A 16,742-nucleotide genomic window follows, 5' to 3' on the forward strand; every position below is an offset into this window, starting at 1 on the left:
GACGAGCAGTCCTGACCGGCCCGGGAAGCTAAGCCGCCGGCTCACCAATTCGAGGGCATGGACGAACAGGGGTTTCTCGACCGGGTCCGCGAGAACGAACGGACGGCCCTCGAACGACTCGGCTCGGACAAGGCGCTGCTGGCCGCGACCGGTGCCGAACTCGACACCGACACCGTACTGGGGGTGCTGGCCGCGACCGAACTGTTCCACGCCGACACCGTCCAGCGGTGGGCCGAGGCGACCGACGACGACCGGGCCGTCGACGCCTTCGGGTCCGCCGCCGAGACCGCGAGCGATCACGCCGACCGCCTCGCGGCGGACCTTGACGAAGTCCCCGACGGGAGCGGCGTCGAAACGGGGGTCGGCGGGCAAGACGGCGACGTCGAGCGGGCGGCGGCCGGGCTGGTCGGGGCGTCGCTGGTGCTGGATCGGACGCTGTTGCAGGCGGTCAGCTTCTTCGTCAACGAGGCCGACGCGCGCCGGGCCGATCTGATCAGGGAGGTCCGGAGCGGGGTCGACGACCGGCGGGACGCGGGGCTGGCGCTGCTGGACGACATCTGCGAGACCGACGACGAGTGTGAGCGAGCAGCGACGGCGGCCGAGGAGGCCATCGCGGCGGCCTACGAGGAGTACGTCGAGCGGCTGGACCGGCTGGGAATCGACCCGAAACCGGTGTGCTAGCTCTCGGGCGGTGTCTCCTGGAAGTCGGCGACGGCCTCGCGGAACTCGTCGGGGATCCGGGTCGGATCGTCGGTCTCGCCGTCGACGGCGACGTGGGTGACGGTCCCCTCGGCGAGGAGTTCGCCGTCGTCGGCGCGGCGGGCGACGTACTCGCCGGTCATGCTCGACTCGCCGATGCGCTCGATCCGGTAGCCGTGGACGAGTTCGTCGGCGAAGGAGGCCTGCCCGCGGTAGTCCATGTCGACGTTGACGACGTGCATGTCCCAGCCGGCGTCCTCGACGTCCTCGTAGCTGTAGCCGACCGCCCGGAGGAAGGCGGAGAAGGTCTCGTCCTGAAAGGTGACGTAGTTGGCGTAGAAGACGACGCCCTGCATGTCGGTCTCCTCGAAGCGCACGCGGTTCTCCCAGACGACGGGTACGTCCATGCCGACAGTCCGCGAGCGCCCGGCAGTTAACCCTGCCGGTGAGCGCAGTCAGGCCGTCTCGACGGTCTCCAGCACCCGCTGGGAGAACTCCGTCTCGGTGATCTCGTCGCGGCCGAGTTCCCGGAACCACGCGGCCTCGGCCTCCCACGAACCGAGTCGGTCGCCGTCGAGGTCGGTGACGACCGCCCGGAGGTCGACCGGGTCCCACCCCTCCTCGCGGAAGTCCCGGAGGACGTTACAGAGGCGGCCGATGTCCCGGTCGGGGACGCCGGGCGCGTCCGCATCCGCGTCCGCGTGGACGGTCTCGTAGGTGATCGTCAGGGGATCGCCCCGGTCGAGGTCGGTCACGTAGAGCCCGTGGCTCACGAGGCGGTTCTCGATGCGTTCGTAGACATCCTCGGGGGCGGACATGCCACCGGGTAGGCGGGAGACGGGCTTGGGTCTTGGGGCGGTCAGGGCTGCTCGGGGTCGTACTCGTCGTGGAGCGTCTCGGCGAGCAGGCCGCCAGCGTCCAGCGCGATGTAGATCACGAAGAACGGTTCGGTCGCGGGACGGATACAGAACACCTCGTAGGGCGGGTCGACGCCGCCCTCTTCGACCTTCCCGAGCATCGGTTCGATGGTCTTGCGGCCGTCGCAGAACTCGGCGAACAGGTCCCGCTCGCCGGGCTGTTTGGCCACGACGTAGAGGACGCCGTTGGGCTCGCCGTCGGTATCGTGGGTCTCCGTCGGATAGATCGGCATCTCCTCGGTGCGGGCCTGCCGGAAGGTTTCTTTCGCGCGCTCGAAGATGTCGGGCGTGCCGTCGGCGACGAACAAGCGGGTGCGAGAGAGGACGGTCAGGTCGGTGATCGCGGCCGGTTCCCCGCTCCAGTCGAGCGTGGCCTCCACGAGGTGTCCCGGCCGGAGGTCGGCGACGGCCTCTGCCAGGGGCTCGTCGTACCCGTCGGTCCGGACGTAGGTCGGCTGTTCAGTCCCACGCTCGACGAAGCTCAACTCCCCCTCGTCGCGGTCGCTCCCGTAGACGCGATAGGTCCCGGACTCGGTCGCCGTCATCGTCGATACTTGCCCGCCCGAGCATTTAGGTTCGCGGATGTGATACGACCCGGAACCCTATTACCCGGAACGCGGAACCTTGCGGAGAGGCAGAGTGAACGCGCATGGGCAAGGTTTCAATCGCCGGGAGTGAGTTCGAGATCGACGTCGTTTCGCGCGGCGAACAGGTCACCTTCCGACTCGTCGTCGAGTACGAGACCGCCGGCGGGGACCGATCCGTCGAGCGATCGACGCTCGCTGTCGACTCGCGCTCGGACCTGACGACCGACGCAGTGTCGGCGGCACTGACCGAGTGGGCCGATGGCCGCGACGTGGCCGAGGTGACGGGGTTCGCCGTCGTCGAAGAACAACTCGCGCGCCGCGGCGGCGAGACACCGGACGCGGGAGAGGAGGCGGTACTGGTCGATCCCGACGAACAGGACGCCGCGTCGGGGCAGGCGACAGCGGAAGCGGTGGGCCGGTCCTCCCGGTACGTCGAGGGCGACCATCTGGTCTACTACGAGGGCGGCCCGGACAGCACGGTCTACGGCTACACGACGGAGGGAATCGTCGCCGAAGCGCCGCCGATCGAACACCAGCATCGCGAGAACGAACCGGACAAGATCCGCCTCGACGTGGGCGAGCGGACCAAACTCGTCCCGCTGGAGTGGGTGGTCGGCCACGTCGAGGCGGTCGACGAACCGATCGACAACCCCCGGGACCTCTGATTTTTGAGGGTGGCGTCCGTAGCCGGCCCATGCGCATCGTCTCCTTGCTCCCCTCGGCGACGGAGATCGTCTACGCCCTGGGACTGGAGCCCATCGGCGTCTCCCACGAGTGTGACTACCCGCCGGCGGCCACGGAGCAACCGGCCGTCAACCGCTCGCGGGTCGATCCCGAGGCGAGCAGCCGGGAGATCAACGAACAGGTCGCCGACGCCGAGGGGAGCGGCGACGGCGTCTACGCGATCGACGACGACACGCTGGAGCGACTGGACCCCGACCTGATCGTCTCGCAGGGCATCTGTGACGTCTGCGCCGTCGACGAGGTGCTGGTCCGGGACGCGGTCGAACGGCTCGACCTCGACGCCGCCGTCCTGACGACCGATCCCCACAGTCTCGACGACGTGTTCACAGACATCCGACGGATCGGGGACGCAACGGGGACGAGCGAGCGCGCCACGGAACTCGTCGCGGACCTCCGCGAGCGGGTCGAGGCGATCGAGCGAACGACGGCCGCCGCCGAGGAGCGTCCGCGCGTGGCGGTACTGGACTGGCTCGACCCCGTCATGGTCGCTGGCCACTGGATCCCCGAGATGGTCGAGATGGCCGGCGGGGAGTACGGCATGGCCGAGCCCGGCGCGCGGTCCGAACCCCGGGAGTTCACCGAGGTGCGGGAGTACGACCCCGAGGTGCTGGTGGCCGCCCCCTGCGGGTTCGGGCTGGACCAGACCGAGCGCAACCGTGAGGACCTGACCGACCGCGAGGTATGGGAGGACCTGACTGCGGTCCGTGAGGGACAGGTCTTCGCGATGGACGGCCACCACTACGTGAACCGACCCGGGCCGCGGCTGGTCGACACGCTCGAACACCTCGCGGCCTGTCTCCACCCCGATCTGTTCGACGTGCCGCCGAGTTCGGTCGTCCGGCCGTTCCCGGGCGCGCTGGCCTGAGATGCTCGAACTGACTCGGGAAGTGTACGACGAGATGATCGCCCACGCTCGCGAGAGCGCGCCCGAGGAGTGCTGTGGTGTTCTGGGGGGCGAAAAGGGTGGCAACGGGGAGAGTGAGACCAGCAACGCCGACCGCTACCGCCGGGCGGAAAACGTCGCGAGCGATCCCAGACGGGCCTACGAAATCGACCCGGAGGAGCAACTCGCGCACATGCAGGCCATCGAAGATTCGGGGCGGGAGGTCGTCGGGTTCGTCCACTCACACCCGGCGGGGCCGCCGGCACCGAGTCGGACGGACGAGCGGCAGGCGACGTGGACGGACTACCCCTACGTGATCGTCACGCTCGGTGGGGCAGAACCGTTCGTGGGGTCCTGGCGCTGGACGAGTGTGGGATTCCAGCAGGAAGCGGTCGCGATTCAGAGCGCGGCGAGTCCGACGTAGACGTTGGTAACGACGATCAACGTCCCGAGCCCCGTAACGGAGAGGATCCAGGAGCGCCACAGCGGCACCTGCTCGATGGTGTCGCGGTAGGTCAGCAGCGTGACGCCGACGATCACGGCCACGGCGGCTTTCATCGCGAGCATGAACAGCGGGTGGGCGACGAGCAACTGCCGGACGAAGGGGTTGGCCTCCATCCCCACGTCGCCGGTGAAGGCGAGCGCGATCAGCGTCGACACGGCGTCGCCGAAACCCCAGACGAACACCAGCGCGAACACCGACTCGACGTAGCCGGGCTTTGCGAGTCCGAACGCCGGCAGTCCAGTTTCGGGTGATGAGATCGACATCGAAGGGAGGCCACCTGACTGGCTACAGGTTGTCGAAAATACACCATAAATATACGCGCCCAATTATAGAAGATGAAATCTGGAGGTCAGTCCGCGCCGATCGCGCAGGTCTCGACGTACTCCACGTCGGCGACCGAGGAGATGGCCGGATCGTCGCCACAGACCGGGCAGTCCGGGTCGGGCTGGACGGGGATCTCCTCGAAGGTCATGTCCATCGCGTCGTAGAACACCATCCGGCCGTCCAGCGTGTCGGCTTCGGGGACGAGGCCGGCGTCCTGCAATATCCACTTCACGGTCTCGGTGGCCTGGATGCAGCCGACGGTGCCGGGGAGCACGCCGAGGACGCCGGCCTCCGAGCAGTCCGGGATCTCGCCGGCCGGCGGCGCTTCGGGGAACAGACACCGGTAGCAGGGCCGACCCTCGGTGAAGGAGGTGATCTGGCCCTCGAAGCGGTAGATCGCGCCGTGGGAGAAGGGGACGCCGGCGAGCGTGCAGGCGTCGTTGACCAGGAAGCGCGTCTCGAAGTTGTCGCTGCCGTCGACGACGAAGTCGTAGTCGGCGATCAACTCGTCGACGTTTTCGGCGCTGACTCGGAGCTCGTGGGTGTCGACGGTCACGTCCGGGTTGAGGTCGGCGACGAACTCGGCGGCGCTCTCGGCCTTGGACCGTCCCACGTCGGCGTCGGCGTGGACGATCTGGCGCTGGAGATTGGAACGCTCGACCACGTCGTCGTCGGCGATGCCGAGGCGGCCGACGCCCGCGGCCGCGAGGTACTGGATGATCGGCGAGCCCAGCCCGCCGGCCCCGAGCACCAGCACGTCGGCGTCGAGCAGGGCCTTCTGTCCGGCCGGCCCGATGTCGTCCATGATGATGTGCCGGGAGTACCGGTCCAGTTGCGTGGGGTCGAGATTGAGGTCGCTCATATCCGGGTTTGGCGGGCGGGGCGGTTAAGCGTGCGGTCGAACCGACGTTGCGGCGAACTACAGATCGTAGAGATCGCCGAACTTCCCGCGGGCGTAGTCGACGAAGTAGTCCGCGGTGAAGGCCTGGCCGGTGGCCTCCTCGATCAGGTCGTCGGTCGTGTACCGACAGCCGTGCCGGTGGACGTTCTCGGTGAGCCAGTCGTGGAGCCGGTCGAACTCGCCGGCGCGGATGTCCTCGTCGAGGGTTCCGAGGTCGTCCTCGGCTGCGGCGAAGAGCTGGGCGGCCAGCACGCTCCCCAGCGAGTAGGTCGGGAAGTAGCCGAAGTTGCCGTGGGTCCAGTGGATGTCCTGCAGACAGCCCTCGGCGTCGGTGTCGGGTCGGATCCCGAGATACTCCTCCATCTTGTCGTTCCAGACCTGCGGGATCTCGTCGACCTCCAGATCCCCGCGCACGAGGTCGCGCTCGATCTCGAACCGGAGGATGATGTGGAGGTGGTAGGTGAGTTCGTCCGCCTCGACTCGAATGAGGTTGTCCGGGTAGATCCGATTCGCGGCCTCGTACAGTTCGCTGGGACGCACGTCCGTCCCGAGGTGGTCGTTCACCGGTTCCCCGAACAGGTCCCAGAACGGCCGGGAACGCCCGACGTGGTTCTCCCAGAGCCGGGACTGGGACTCGTGGACCGAGAGGTCGCGGGACTGACCCAGCGGCGTCCCGTACTCGTCCTGCGGGAGTCCGAGCGTGTAGGTGGCGTGGCCGAACTCGTGGATGGTCGAACCGAGTGCATCGAGCGGATCGTCGGGCTTGAACCGCGTCGTCACGCGCGCGTCGAACTGCGTCCCCATCGAGAACGGGTGGGCAGCTGTGTCCAGTCGGCCCCGATCCCAGTCGTAGCCGAGCGTGTCCAGCGCGTCCCGGACGAGTTCCTCCTGGGTCTCGTCGTCGAAGGTGCCTTCGAAGGGATCGGCGAGATCGGCGTCGCTCGCTTCGATATCCTCGATCAGGGGCACCAGTTCCTCACGGAGGCGTTCGAGGATGCGCTCGGCGGTGTCGATCCCGAGATAGGGTTCGTACTCCTCGAAGAGGACCTCGTAGGGGTCCCGGTCGGGGTCGATCTGGGCGGCGTGTTCGCGTTTCAACTCGACGATTCGTTCGAGGGTCGGAGCGAACTCGCTCCAGTCGTCCTCTGCCTTGGCCTGTTCCCAGACCGGGAGAGCGTTCGAGGTGGTTTCGGAGATCTCCTCGATCAGATCGCCGTCGACGCGGGTCGCGCGCTCGTGTTCCCGGCGGACCTCGCGGACGACGGCGGCCTGCTCGCCGTCCAGTTCCTGGTCGTCCAGCGCGTCCAGATAGGCGGCGAGGTCGTCGTCGGTGAGCAGTTCGTGGTGCAACGCCGACAGCGCGGCGGTCTGCTGGGAGCGGGCGGGCGTGCCGCCCTCGGGCATCGTCACCTGCTGGTCCCAGTTGAGGATCCCGGCGGCGTTGCCGACGTTGGTCATCCGGCGGACGTGCTCTGTGAGAGACTCGTACGCGTCCGGATGCTCGGCCTGATCCGTTGCCATGCGCGGACCTTCGGCCGACGCGGCAAAAGGGTTGGTTCCCCGGCAGACACCCCCACACCAGTTCAAGCATTGATAATCGCGGCGTAACAGCTATTCGGGGTGGTTCGCGAGATACACTGACAGACCCGGTCGATGGCAGTGTCGGCGGGACTCACGCGGACGGGGACTGAACGATGAAAATCGACATCGACGCCTTGGAGGAACTGAATCTGCTCACCCGCGACGGGACGGAGCGAGCCAACGGCGCACTCACGGAGATGACCGCCGCCAGCACCGCCATCGGGACGACCAAGATTCTGCTGGTGAACCACGAGGACGTCATCGAACGCATCGACAGCGGCGGCTACGAGGTCGTGCGGTTCGACATCGAGGGGAAGCTCTCCGGGACCGCCCTCCTCCTGTTCGACCGGCCGGCGACCGAAGCCGTCGTCGACGCGCTGGTCCCCGGCGAGGCCGACGACGCGATGGCCTCGGCGGGACTGCAGGAGATGGCCAACATCATGATGGGCGCGTTCACCACCGACTGGGGCGACCACCTGCGTACCGGGCTCTCGATGACCGCGCCGACGTACCTCGACGACCCGGACGCGGACACCCTCCAGCTCGATCCCACGGGCCCCGAGACCGACAGCACGCTCGTCTTCCAGAGTTCGATCACCTGGCGGTCGGGCGAGGGCCGCATCGACATCTACCTCGCGCCCGACCGTGCGGCGCTCGACCCCGTCTTCGCCGAGACCGAGCGCGAGGGAGCCGAAGGGACCGACGAAGCCGAACTCGACGGACTGGTCGAACCCGGCGACGAATCGACCGAAGCGGACGCGACCGCAGAGCGGATCGCGGAACCGGCGACCGCGGACCCGGCGGCCGACGATGGGAGCGAAGACGCCGACGCGACGGCGGACGATCCCTTCGGCGGTGACGCCGAGGGTGCGTTCGGTGCGAGCGGCGACGCCGGCGGCTTCGGAGCCGACGACTCGACGGGTGACGACACCGGATCGTTCGATCCCGCCGCCGACGACGACCTCTTCGGCTTCGACGACGGTGCCGAGGGAGCCGAGTCGATCCCGCTGGAGAAGCTGTCGGTGTTCAGCGACCTGACGAAGGAGGGCACCGAGGCGGCGGCCCAGCGCGTGACCCGGATGACCGGCATCCAGACCAGCACGGAGACCGCCGGGATCACCTTCACGCCCATCGACGACATCGCCGCGCAACTGGAAGACGGCGACTACGTCGGGACGACCGTCGAGTTCGAGGGGACGCCCAGCGGCTCGCTGGTCATCCTCTTCGACGAGGACTCCGCCGAGAACATCGCCGAGGAGATGCTGCCCGTCGATCCCGACGAGGACGGGCTCACCGGCATGCACGAGAGCGCCATCGAGGAACTGGGCAACGTCATGACAAGCGGGTTCATCGACGGCTGGGCGAACGTCCTCGAGACCGGCGTCGAACACAGCCCGCCCGAGTACGTCGGCGACATGAACATGGCCTTCGTCGAGATCATCACGGAGCAACTCGGGCCGTTCCAGACCCACGCGTTCACCATCGAGTCGACGCTCCAGACCGAGGACGTCGCGTTCACCTGCGAGATCCACGCCCTCCCCGACGAGGCCGACCTCGGCGCGGCCCTGGAGGCGCTCGCGGTCGAACGAAAGGACCAGACCGACGCAGACCCGAGCGACCTGTTCTAGAGCGATTCGGCCAGCCCCCGATAGATCCGTTCACAGCGCTCGATCACCGCGAGCGACGCGCTCTCGTCGGCGGTATGGGCCTCCCCTGGTTCGGCGATGCCACAGATCACGCAGTCGGTCCCCGCCTCGGACAGCCACCCGGCGTCGGTCGCGTGGGGCTTGACGACGTGTGCTGGCGTGCTCTCCTGTGCGCTGTCGGCCGCCTCGAGGACGGCGTCGGCGAAGTCCGGATCGCCGCAGGCCATCGGTGGGAGGTCCTGATCGACGGTCCACTCGACGCCCGTGACCTCCTCGACACGCGAAAGCGGCGCGCGCTCGCCGGGGACCGTGCGCTCGTCCACGGTGAGCTCACAGCGCTCGGGGAGTACGTTCATCGCCGACCCACCTTCGATCTCGGTGACGGCGACCGATCCACGCATGTCGTGACCCAGTACCTCGGTCGACGGGAAATCGAGGTTCCTGACGATCCCGACGGCGTCGGTCGCGCGGTAGATGGCGTTCTCGCCCTCCTCGGTCTCGCTGGCGTGAGCGGCCTCGCCGCTGGCGGTGATCGTACTCCCACGGCGGCCCTTGTGGGCGACGGCCACGTCGGTGGTCTGGGGGCCCGAATACCCGGTCGAGCCCTCCGTGACGACGGCGTAGTCCGGCGCGAAGCCGTCGTCGATGGCGTGGCGTGCCCCGACGCCGCCGACCTCCTCGCCGACGAAGGAGGCGAAGACGAGTTCGCAAGCTGGATCAGCATCACGGAAGGCCACCATCGCCGCGGCCAGCGCGCCCTTCATGTCGGCGGTACCGCGGCCGTAGATGCGGCCCTCCCGTTCTTCGATCACGTACGCTCCGGCGGTTGCACCGCCTCCGTCTCGGTGGGACTCCGTCCCACCGCTCTCCCCGCCCTCGACCTGCGACTCGTCCGGCGGCACCACGTCGTGGTGGCCGACCAGCGCGAGCGTCGTCTCGCCGGATCCCTTGCGGGCGAACACGTTCCCCCCTCGGCCCTCGTCGGTTCCGGCCTCGTCCCGGCGCACGTCGGCGTCGGTGTGCTCGCGGAGCCAGTCCTCGACGTAGTCGCCGGCGGCGGCTTCCGAGTCGTGGCTCGGGATGGCGACCAGATCCCGGGTCAACGCGATGGCGTCCATGCCCGGGGACAGGAGGAGCGGGCGCTTGAAACCCCCGCCGCTCGGTTTCCCAAGAGACTTGACGCTGTTCGTGAAACTGCGAGTGAATGCCCTCATCGCCGGACCACGCGACCGACGAGACGCCGACACTCGGGGCGTCGGTGCCACCGCTCAGGGAGTGGGCGTCGACGTACCTGATCGGGATGTTCATGGGGAGCGCCGACGCCGTCCCGGGAGTCTCGGGCGGAACCATCGCACTGATCGTCGGGATCTACGAGCGACTCATCACCGCAATCACCGCCGTCACGCCGCAGGCAGTGCTCGGCTTCCTGAAGGCGCTCACCCCTCTCGATGGTGGGGTTTCGGTCCGCCGGGCCGAGGCCATCTTCGACGACGTGGACGGCTGGTTCCTGCTCACGCTGTTGCTGGGGATCCTCACGGCCGTGATCGTCGTGACCCGGATCATCACGGTCCTGAACGAGAGCGCGCCGGTCGTCCTCTATGGCTTCTTCTTCGGGCTGATCGCAGCCTCGGCGGTCGTGCTCCTCAGGGCGATCTCGATTCGAACGGTGAGTGCCGGCGTCGCCGCCGTCGCGGGCTTCCTGCTGGCCTTCGTGATGTCCGGGCAGGCCGAGGAACTGTTCGGGGGTGGACTCGGGCTGGTCTTCGTCGCCGGGACGCTCGCCGTGAGCGCGATGATCCTCCCCGGGCTCTCCGGGTCGCTGATCCTCGTGATCCTCGGTCAGCACGCACGGCTGTCCGAGACGCTCTCGGACTTCGTCAACGGGCTCGCCGGGCTGGTCACGGGCGGCTCGGTGGACACGCTCGTCGAGCCCGGAACGATCGTCGTGACCTTCATCGGCGGCGGACTGATCGGCCTGTTCACGATCTCACGGGCGGTCCGGTACGCCCTGAACCGCAACCGCGAGGTGACGCTCGCCTTCCTCGTCGCGCTGGTCGTCGGGGCACTCCGGGCTCCCGTCGCGACGGTCCGGGCGGAGGTGGGGTTCTCGCCGGACGTGCTGATCACCTTCCTCGGCGTCTCGATCGTCGGCGCGGTCGTCGTCCTCGCGCTGGACTACTACGCCGCCGACTTCGAGATCGAGGAGATCTAGCGGGACTCGCCGGACCCCTCGCCCGCCAGCCGTTCTTTCAGGACCGTTCGGAGTTCGTCCCTCGCCCGTTCGAGTTGTTTTCGCGTGTCGCCCTCGGTCGACTCTTCGAGGCGGGCGAGTTCCCCGCGCACGGATTCGAGGTCGTCCTGTGTGGGCGCGTCCCCGTCGGCGTCGAGCCGCCCGAGGGCGTCGGTGAGGTCGTCGAGTGTCGTCGCGATATCCCGCGGTGCGTCGTCGCGGGCGTGCTGGAGGGTCGTCCGGAGGCTTTCGAGGTCGGCGTCGGGGTCGGGACCGGGATCTGACACAGTGACGGTTCGGTCCGCGCGGGAGTGAGTGTATCTGCGAGATGGTGTCCGGTCGGTTGGGTCGGGCGACCTGCCGTCCAGACCGCCGACAGCATCACGACCCTTATCAGGCAACCGGTTCCTATTGCAGGTATGAACGTTGTACCGGACACCAGCGTCGTCATCGACGGCCGCGTGTCCGACCACGTCGAGTCCGGCGAATTCGCCGGCGCGACGATCCACGTACCCGAGGCCGTCGTCGGCGAACTGGAGTCACAGGCCAACGAGGGCCGCGACAGCGGCTGGGACGGACTGACCGAACTCCAGGCGCTCGCGGACCTGGCCGACGCGGGGGAGATCGACATCGAATACGTCGGCCGCCGCCCCGACGCGGGCGAGATCGGCGACGCCGGCGAGGGCGAGATCGACGCCCTCATCCGCGACACCGCCGCCGAGCACGACGCGACCCTCTTTACCTCCGACATCGTCCAGAGCGAGGTCGCCACGGCCAAGGGCATCGACGTGGAGTACGTCGAACCCATCGTCGAGGAGACCGCCGTCGAGAACCTCTCGATCGAGCAGTTCCTCGACGAGACGACGATGAGCCTCCACCTGAAGACGGGCGTCCCGCCGATGGCCAAGCGCGGCGAACTCGGCGAGATGCACTACGAGGAGATCCGCGACGAGCCCTCGACCGAAGCCCAACTCAAGGAGTGGGCCCAGGAGATCGAGAACAGCGCCCGGGCCAGCCCGGACGGGTTCATCGAACTCTCCGAGCCCGGCATGACCATCGTCCAGTTCCGGGACATGCGGATCGCCATCGCCAGCCCGCCGTTCGCCGACGGCCACGAGATCACCGCCGTCCGACCGATCGTGAAGACAGATCTGGACGACTACGAGTTCGCCGACGAACTCCGCGAGCGGCTCACCGACCACCAGCGCGGCGTCCTGATCTCCGGTGCGCCCGGGGCCGGGAAGTCCACCTTCGCGCAGGCGGTCGCGGAGTTCCTCGCCGACGCCGACTTCGCCGTCAAGACGATGGAGAAACCGCGGGACCTGCAGGTGGGGCCGTCGATTACCCAGTACACGGAGCTGGGCGGCGAGATGGCCAAGACCGCCGACTCGCTGTTGATGGTCCGGCCCGACTACACCATCTACGACGAGGTCCGCAAAACGGACGACTTCGAGGTCTTCGCGGACATGCGCCTCGCGGGCGTCGGGATGATCGGCGTCGTTCACGCCACCCGCGCGATCGACTCGCTACAGCGGTTGGTCGGGCGTGTCGAGCTGGGGATGATCCCGCAGGTCGTCGACACCGTGGTCTACATCGAGGAGGGACGCGTCGAGAAGGTCTACGACGTGACGACGGAGGTCAAGGTGCCCGAGGGGCTGATGGAGGAGGACCTGGCCCGGCCGGTCATCATGATCCGGGACTTCGAGACCGACCAGCCCGAGTACGAGATCTACACCTTCAACCGGCAGGTCGTCACCGTCCCCATCGGCGAGGAGGGTGACGGCGGCGGCCGCGAGACGGGCGTGGACCGCATCGCCAAACAGGAAGTCGAACGCGAGATCCGGTCGATCGCCCACGGCCACGTCGAGGTCGAGTTGCAGGACTCCAACACCGCGGTCGTCTGGGTCGAGGACGACGACATCTCGCAGGTCATCGGGAAGGGCGGCGGCCGCATCTCCGACGTGGAGAATCGGCTGGGCATCGACATCGACGTGCGCACGCTCTCGGAGAAACCCGGCGGGCGATCCGGCGGCGCTGGTGGAAGCGGCGGTGGCGGCGGTGGCGGTGGCCAACCCGGCCAGATCGTCACGCCCGAAGTGACCTCCCGGCACGTCATCGTCCCGATGGAGGGGCATTCGGGCGAGACCGTCGAGGTCCAGGCCGACGGGAAGTACCTGTTCACGGCTACGGTCTCCCGTGGCGGCGAGATCCAGGTCTCGCGTGGCAGCGCCATCGCCGAGGAACTGGAGCAGGCCATCGACCGCGGGAAGACGATTCAGGTCGTCCCGTCGTAAGCAAGCATCCGGTGACCGGAGGGAACCGGTTCACCGCGGCGGAACGAAGTGACGCCGCGGGTCTTTTTCGCCCACGTTGTTGCTGCGAGTAGTGCGGGAGGAAAGTCGTTCGAGGGACGAAGTCCCTCGTGATGACGAGAGAGCTTCGCTCTCTCGAACCACTCCCGCATACCATGCGAACGGGCGCGATGCGCCCGTGAGCAGATGGTGGCCGCAGGCCACCCGAGCGGGAAAAAGGTGGTGGCGCGAAGTTTATCCGACGGAGTCTCGTCTGTAACGATATGGGACGCATCAAACGTGCACTCGGTCGTGCTCGCTACGCAGCTATCGGCGGTGCCGTCGGCGGTGCAGTGGGTGGGTTGTTCAGTCGCAACGCGGCGAGTACGGGGGCCGCAGTGGGAGCCCTGCTCGGCGCGGCGGCCGGCGAGAAACGCGAGGACGTCGACGCGGTCGTCGAGCGAGTCAAAGAGACGGGCGAGAAGGCGAAAGTCAGCACAGAGTAGTCCGCGACGGCGAGACCGGGCCAGGGGGGTCGCTACCTGCTGGACCGGCACTGTCGCGGTGAGTGCGCCCGGTACAGATCGGTCTCTGTCGAAGGACAACGACGTGGCGCGCGCGACGATGGAGTAGAGCAGTGGCTCGACGGCGGGACCGGAACCGACGGCACACCCCCAGAGATGCAGACGGCGAGGACCGTCGGGAGACCGGGGCCGGCGAGTCAGTCAGAGACGGCGGATTCGGTCTGTTCGGAGGGCTGTTCCTCGGTGTCGTCGACGATCTCGTAGAGGTTCTGGCGGGCGTCGGCGAAGTAGACGTCCTCGTCGACGGCCCCCACCTCTTCGAGCCGTTCCAGGGCGTACCGGACGGTACGTGCGGACAACATGGACTCCTCGACGATCCCCTTCTGGGTGAGCGGCCCGTTGTACTCGAGTACCTTGTACACGAGCTTGGCGCTCGGCGGAAGGTCCGCGATAGTCTCCCCATCGGATTCTGCCATCGCGTAGATGGTGGCGCGCCGGGGCCATAAAGATTGATGCACAGACTGGCGCAACTGGCCGAATCTCGCCTCGTAGCGGCCGCTCGGCGTGTGTCAGTCCGTGACGAACGCGACACACTCGGTCGGCGACGGTGGGCCGCCTCGACCCGACAACGAACGGTTTTTGAGGCCCGATGGCGGAGGGACTGGTATGGCAACGGACACGGCCGAACGGCGGGCAGCCCACCTCCGTGGGCTGAAAGTGACGACGCTGTCCGCGATCGCCGGGATCGGGGCGGCCGTCGCGTCCTCGGCAGTAACTGCCGGGATGTCCGTCGACGCGGCCGCGACCAACGACACCGCGCTACTGGTCGTCCTCGGGGCGATCCTCGTCCAGTTCCCGCTCCTGAAGGGACTGGGCGTCGACGTCGACGACTTCGGAGCGAAGGACTACCTCTACGTCGGCTTCATGACCTTCTCGCTCTGGTTCGTCTCCTGGGGCGTCCTGCTGACCGCGAACACCTCGCTCCCCTTCTAACATGGCCGAAGACAGCATCGCCGTCGTCGACCTCGATAGATGCCAGCCCGACCGGTGTAACTACGAGTGCGCGAACTTCTGTCCCCCCAACCGGACGGGCGAAGAGTGCATCGTCACTCGCGAGGAACGCTACGACGACCCCGACCTCTACGAGGGCGGCCCCGACCAGATCTCGATCAGCGAAGAGCTCTGTCTGGGCGAGTCCTGTGGCATCTGCGTCGAGAAGTGCCCCTTCGACGCCATCGAGATCATCAACCTCCCGCAGGAACTCGACGAGGAACCCGTCCACCGCTACGGCGAGAACGCGTTCTCCCTCTACGGCCTCCCCGCGCCCGAAGAGGGGCAGGTCACCGGCATCCTCGGCCCGAACGGGATCGGGAAGACCACCGCCGTCCACATCCTCGCCGACGAGATGCGCCCCAACCTCGGGCTGTTCAATCAGGAGCCGGACTGGGAGCGGATTCTGGAGGAGTACCGGGGCACCGAACTCCAGGACTACCTCGAGGACCTGCGCGACGGCGACGTGACCGTCGCGCGCAAGCCCCAGTACGTCGACCAGATCCCCGACCAGTTCGACGGGAAGACCCGCGAGCTGCTCGAACGGACCGACGAACGCGGCGCACTCGACGACCTCGTCGAGCGGTTCGGCATCGAGGCCGTCCTCGATCAGGACATCGACTCCATCTCCGGCGGTGAACTCCAGCGCGTCGCGATGACGGCCACGCTGGCCCGCGACGCCGACTTCTACTTCCTCGACGAGATCACGCCCTACCTCGACATCGGCCAACGGGTGACGGCGGCCCGGATCGTCCGGGAACTCGCCGAGGAAGAAGATCGCTCGATGCTCGTCGTCGAACACGACCTCGCGATCCTCGATCTGCTCGCGGACAACATCCACCTCGCATACGGGAGCCCGGGCGCGTTCGGGATCATCACGCCGCCGAAGTCGGTGCGTAACGGGATCAACGAGTACCTCTCGGGCTACCTGGAGAACGAGAACATGCGGATCCGTCAGGACGCCATCGAGTTCGAGGAACACGCCCCGCGCACCGTGACGAGCGGGCAGGTCGTCGCCGAGTACCCCGAGCTCACCAAGTCCTACGGCGACGGGGAGTTCAGCCTCGACGCCGAGAGCGGCCAGATCCACGAGGGCGAAGTCCTCGGTGTGGTCGGCCCCAACGGGATCGGGAAGTCGACGTTCGCCCAGTTGCTCGCCGGTCGCCTCGAACCCGACACGGGTGCGGTCGACGCGGAACTGGACATCTCTTATAAGCCCCAGTACATCGAGATCGACCAGCACATGCGGGTGGACGCCTTCCTCCGGTCGATCACCGACGACTTCGGGTCCTCCTACTGGAAGACCGAGATCGCCGAACCGCTCCAGCTGAACCGGGTGATGGAGCAGAACCTCACCGACCTCTCGGGCGGGGAGCGCCAGCGGGTCGCCATCGCGGCCTGTCTGTCGAAGGACGCCGACCTCTACCTGCTCGACGAGCCGTCGGCCCACCTCGACGTCGAACAGCGCGTGCTGGCGACCGACGCGATCCGGCGCTACACCGAGATCCACGACGCCACCGCGCTGGTCATCGACCACGACATCTACATGATCGATCTGCTGGCCGACCGCCTGCTCGTCTTCGACGGCGAACCCGCCCAGCACGGCCACGCCTCCGCGCCCAAGGGGATGCGCGAGGGCATGAACGAGTTCCTCGCCAACCTCGACGTGACCTTCCGCCGTGACGAACGGACCAGCCGTCCGCGGGTCAACAAACCCGGCTCGCAACTCGATCGCCAGCAGAAGAAGGACGGCGAGTACTACTACACCGACTGACGAGCCCTTGTTCGGTCGGTGACCGCGACACGACGACTCGCCAGCGACAGCGCTACACCCGGTTCGAGTCGGCACCGTTCCGCCGA

The 16,742-nt window shown here is 67.7% G+C and carries 19 protein-coding genes; 10 read left to right on the forward strand and 9 right to left on the reverse strand.

From position 1 onward, the window contains the following. The first annotated feature begins 57 nt into the window (after positions 1-57). Complete coding sequence (locus BV210_RS06230; RefSeq protein WP_077205799.1) at positions 58-681, forward strand: hypothetical protein; 624 nt, start codon at positions 58-60, stop codon at positions 679-681. On the opposite strand, the gene BV210_RS06235 is transcribed toward BV210_RS06230, so the two are convergent. The 3 genes from BV210_RS06235 to BV210_RS06245 are packed head-to-tail and all read right to left on the reverse strand — an operon-like array spanning position 678 to position 2,161. Further along, positions 678-1,106, reverse strand: coding sequence for a thioesterase family protein (locus BV210_RS06235; protein ID WP_077205800.1), 429 nt, complete (start codon positions 1,104-1,106; stop codon positions 678-680). The genes BV210_RS06230 and BV210_RS06235 overlap by 4 nt on opposite strands. A gap of 48 nt (positions 1,107-1,154) precedes the next feature. Then, positions 1,155-1,517 (reverse strand): hypothetical protein, encoded by a 363-nt coding sequence (locus BV210_RS06240; protein ID WP_077205801.1) that lies wholly within the window; start codon positions 1,515-1,517, stop codon positions 1,155-1,157. Between the two features lie 41 nt (positions 1,518-1,558). Further along, positions 1,559-2,161, reverse strand: a complete 603-nt coding sequence (locus tag BV210_RS06245) for a DUF6663 family protein (protein WP_077205802.1) — start codon at positions 2,159-2,161, stop codon at positions 1,559-1,561. 104 nt (positions 2,162-2,265) lie between these two features. Here BV210_RS06245 and BV210_RS06250 point away from each other — a divergent pair, with 104 nt between their 5' ends. From BV210_RS06250 to BV210_RS06260, 3 genes are read left to right on the forward strand one after another with little or no spacing between them, the layout of a single operon-like run. Next, positions 2,266-2,868: a hypothetical protein gene (locus BV210_RS06250; RefSeq protein ID WP_077205803.1), complete on the forward strand. Its 603-nt coding sequence runs from the start codon at positions 2,266-2,268 to the stop codon at positions 2,866-2,868. A 29-nt stretch (positions 2,869-2,897) separates the two neighbouring features. Continuing rightward, the gene (locus BV210_RS06255; protein ID WP_077205804.1) at positions 2,898-3,812 is read left to right on the forward strand and encodes a cobalamin-binding protein; all 915 of its coding nucleotides are present in this window, start codon (positions 2,898-2,900) and stop codon (positions 3,810-3,812) included. Position 3,813: 1 nt separating this feature from the next. After that, positions 3,814-4,254: a desampylase gene (locus tag BV210_RS06260; protein ID WP_077205805.1), complete on the forward strand. Its 441-nt coding sequence runs from the start codon at positions 3,814-3,816 to the stop codon at positions 4,252-4,254. Here BV210_RS06260 and BV210_RS06265 read toward each other — a convergent pair. The 3 genes from BV210_RS06265 to BV210_RS06275 form a co-directional block, all read right to left on the reverse strand. After that, positions 4,230-4,598, reverse strand: a complete 369-nt coding sequence (locus BV210_RS06265; protein ID WP_077205806.1) for a DUF5658 family protein — start codon at positions 4,596-4,598, stop codon at positions 4,230-4,232. The genes BV210_RS06260 and BV210_RS06265 overlap by 25 nt on opposite strands. An 86-nt stretch (positions 4,599-4,684) precedes the next feature. Beyond that, positions 4,685-5,521, reverse strand: coding sequence for a molybdopterin-synthase adenylyltransferase MoeB (moeB, locus tag BV210_RS06270; RefSeq protein WP_077205807.1), 837 nt, complete (start codon positions 5,519-5,521; stop codon positions 4,685-4,687). Positions 5,522-5,578: 57 nt separating this feature from the next. Then, complete coding sequence (locus BV210_RS06275; RefSeq protein WP_077205808.1) at positions 5,579-7,081, reverse strand: carboxypeptidase M32; 1,503 nt, start codon at positions 7,079-7,081, stop codon at positions 5,579-5,581. Between the two features lie 173 nt (positions 7,082-7,254). Between BV210_RS06275 and BV210_RS06280 the strand changes: the two genes are divergently transcribed. Continuing rightward, positions 7,255-8,769: a chemotaxis protein CheC gene (locus tag BV210_RS06280; protein WP_077205809.1), complete on the forward strand. Its 1,515-nt coding sequence runs from the start codon at positions 7,255-7,257 to the stop codon at positions 8,767-8,769. Here the strand turns inward: BV210_RS06280 and BV210_RS06285 are convergent. Continuing rightward, complete coding sequence (locus BV210_RS06285) at positions 8,766-9,905, reverse strand: M20 family metallopeptidase (protein ID WP_077205810.1); 1,140 nt, start codon at positions 9,903-9,905, stop codon at positions 8,766-8,768. The two genes, BV210_RS06280 and BV210_RS06285, sit on opposite strands and share 4 nt — an antisense overlap. Positions 9,906-9,991: 86 nt before the next feature. Between BV210_RS06285 and BV210_RS06290 the strand changes: the two genes are divergently transcribed. Continuing rightward, a complete protein-coding gene (locus BV210_RS06290) occupies positions 9,992-10,999 on the forward strand; it encodes a DUF368 domain-containing protein (protein ID WP_077205811.1) in 1,008 nt (335 codons plus the stop codon). Here the strand turns inward: BV210_RS06290 and BV210_RS06295 are convergent. Continuing rightward, entirely contained in the window at positions 10,996-11,304 is a 309-nt protein-coding gene (locus tag BV210_RS06295; protein WP_077205812.1) for a hypothetical protein, read from the reverse strand. The two genes, BV210_RS06290 and BV210_RS06295, sit on opposite strands and share 4 nt — an antisense overlap. A 132-nt stretch (positions 11,305-11,436) precedes the next feature. Between BV210_RS06295 and BV210_RS06300 the strand changes: the two genes are divergently transcribed. Together BV210_RS06300 and BV210_RS06305 are read left to right on the forward strand one after the other, a co-directional pair. After that, positions 11,437-13,311, forward strand: coding sequence for a PINc/VapC family ATPase (locus tag BV210_RS06300; protein ID WP_077205813.1), 1,875 nt, complete (start codon positions 11,437-11,439; stop codon positions 13,309-13,311). Positions 13,312-13,592: 281 nt separating this feature from the next. After that, positions 13,593-13,814, forward strand: a complete 222-nt coding sequence (locus BV210_RS06305) for a glycine zipper 2TM domain-containing protein (protein ID WP_077205814.1) — start codon at positions 13,593-13,595, stop codon at positions 13,812-13,814. Positions 13,815-14,029: 215 nt separating this feature from the next. Here BV210_RS06305 and BV210_RS06310 read toward each other — a convergent pair whose 3' ends face one another. Then, a complete protein-coding gene (locus tag BV210_RS06310; protein WP_077205815.1) occupies positions 14,030-14,308 on the reverse strand; it encodes a helix-turn-helix domain-containing protein in 279 nt (92 codons plus the stop codon). 190 nt (positions 14,309-14,498) lie between these two features. On the opposite strand from BV210_RS06310, the gene BV210_RS06315 reads away from it, so the two are divergent. Beyond that, complete coding sequence (locus BV210_RS06315; protein WP_077205816.1) at positions 14,499-14,825, forward strand: hypothetical protein; 327 nt, start codon at positions 14,499-14,501, stop codon at positions 14,823-14,825. Position 14,826: 1 nt separating this feature from the next. Further along, the gene (locus tag BV210_RS06320) at positions 14,827-16,656 is read left to right on the forward strand and encodes a ribosome biogenesis/translation initiation ATPase RLI (RefSeq protein ID WP_077205817.1); all 1,830 of its coding nucleotides are present in this window, start codon (positions 14,827-14,829) and stop codon (positions 16,654-16,656) included. Positions 16,657-16,742: the final 86 nt, after the last annotated feature.

Origin of the sequence: Halorientalis sp. IM1011, assembly GCF_001989615.1 — an archaeon.
In the GTDB taxonomy this organism is placed as follows: Archaea; Halobacteriota; Halobacteria; order Halobacteriales; family Haloarculaceae; genus Halorientalis.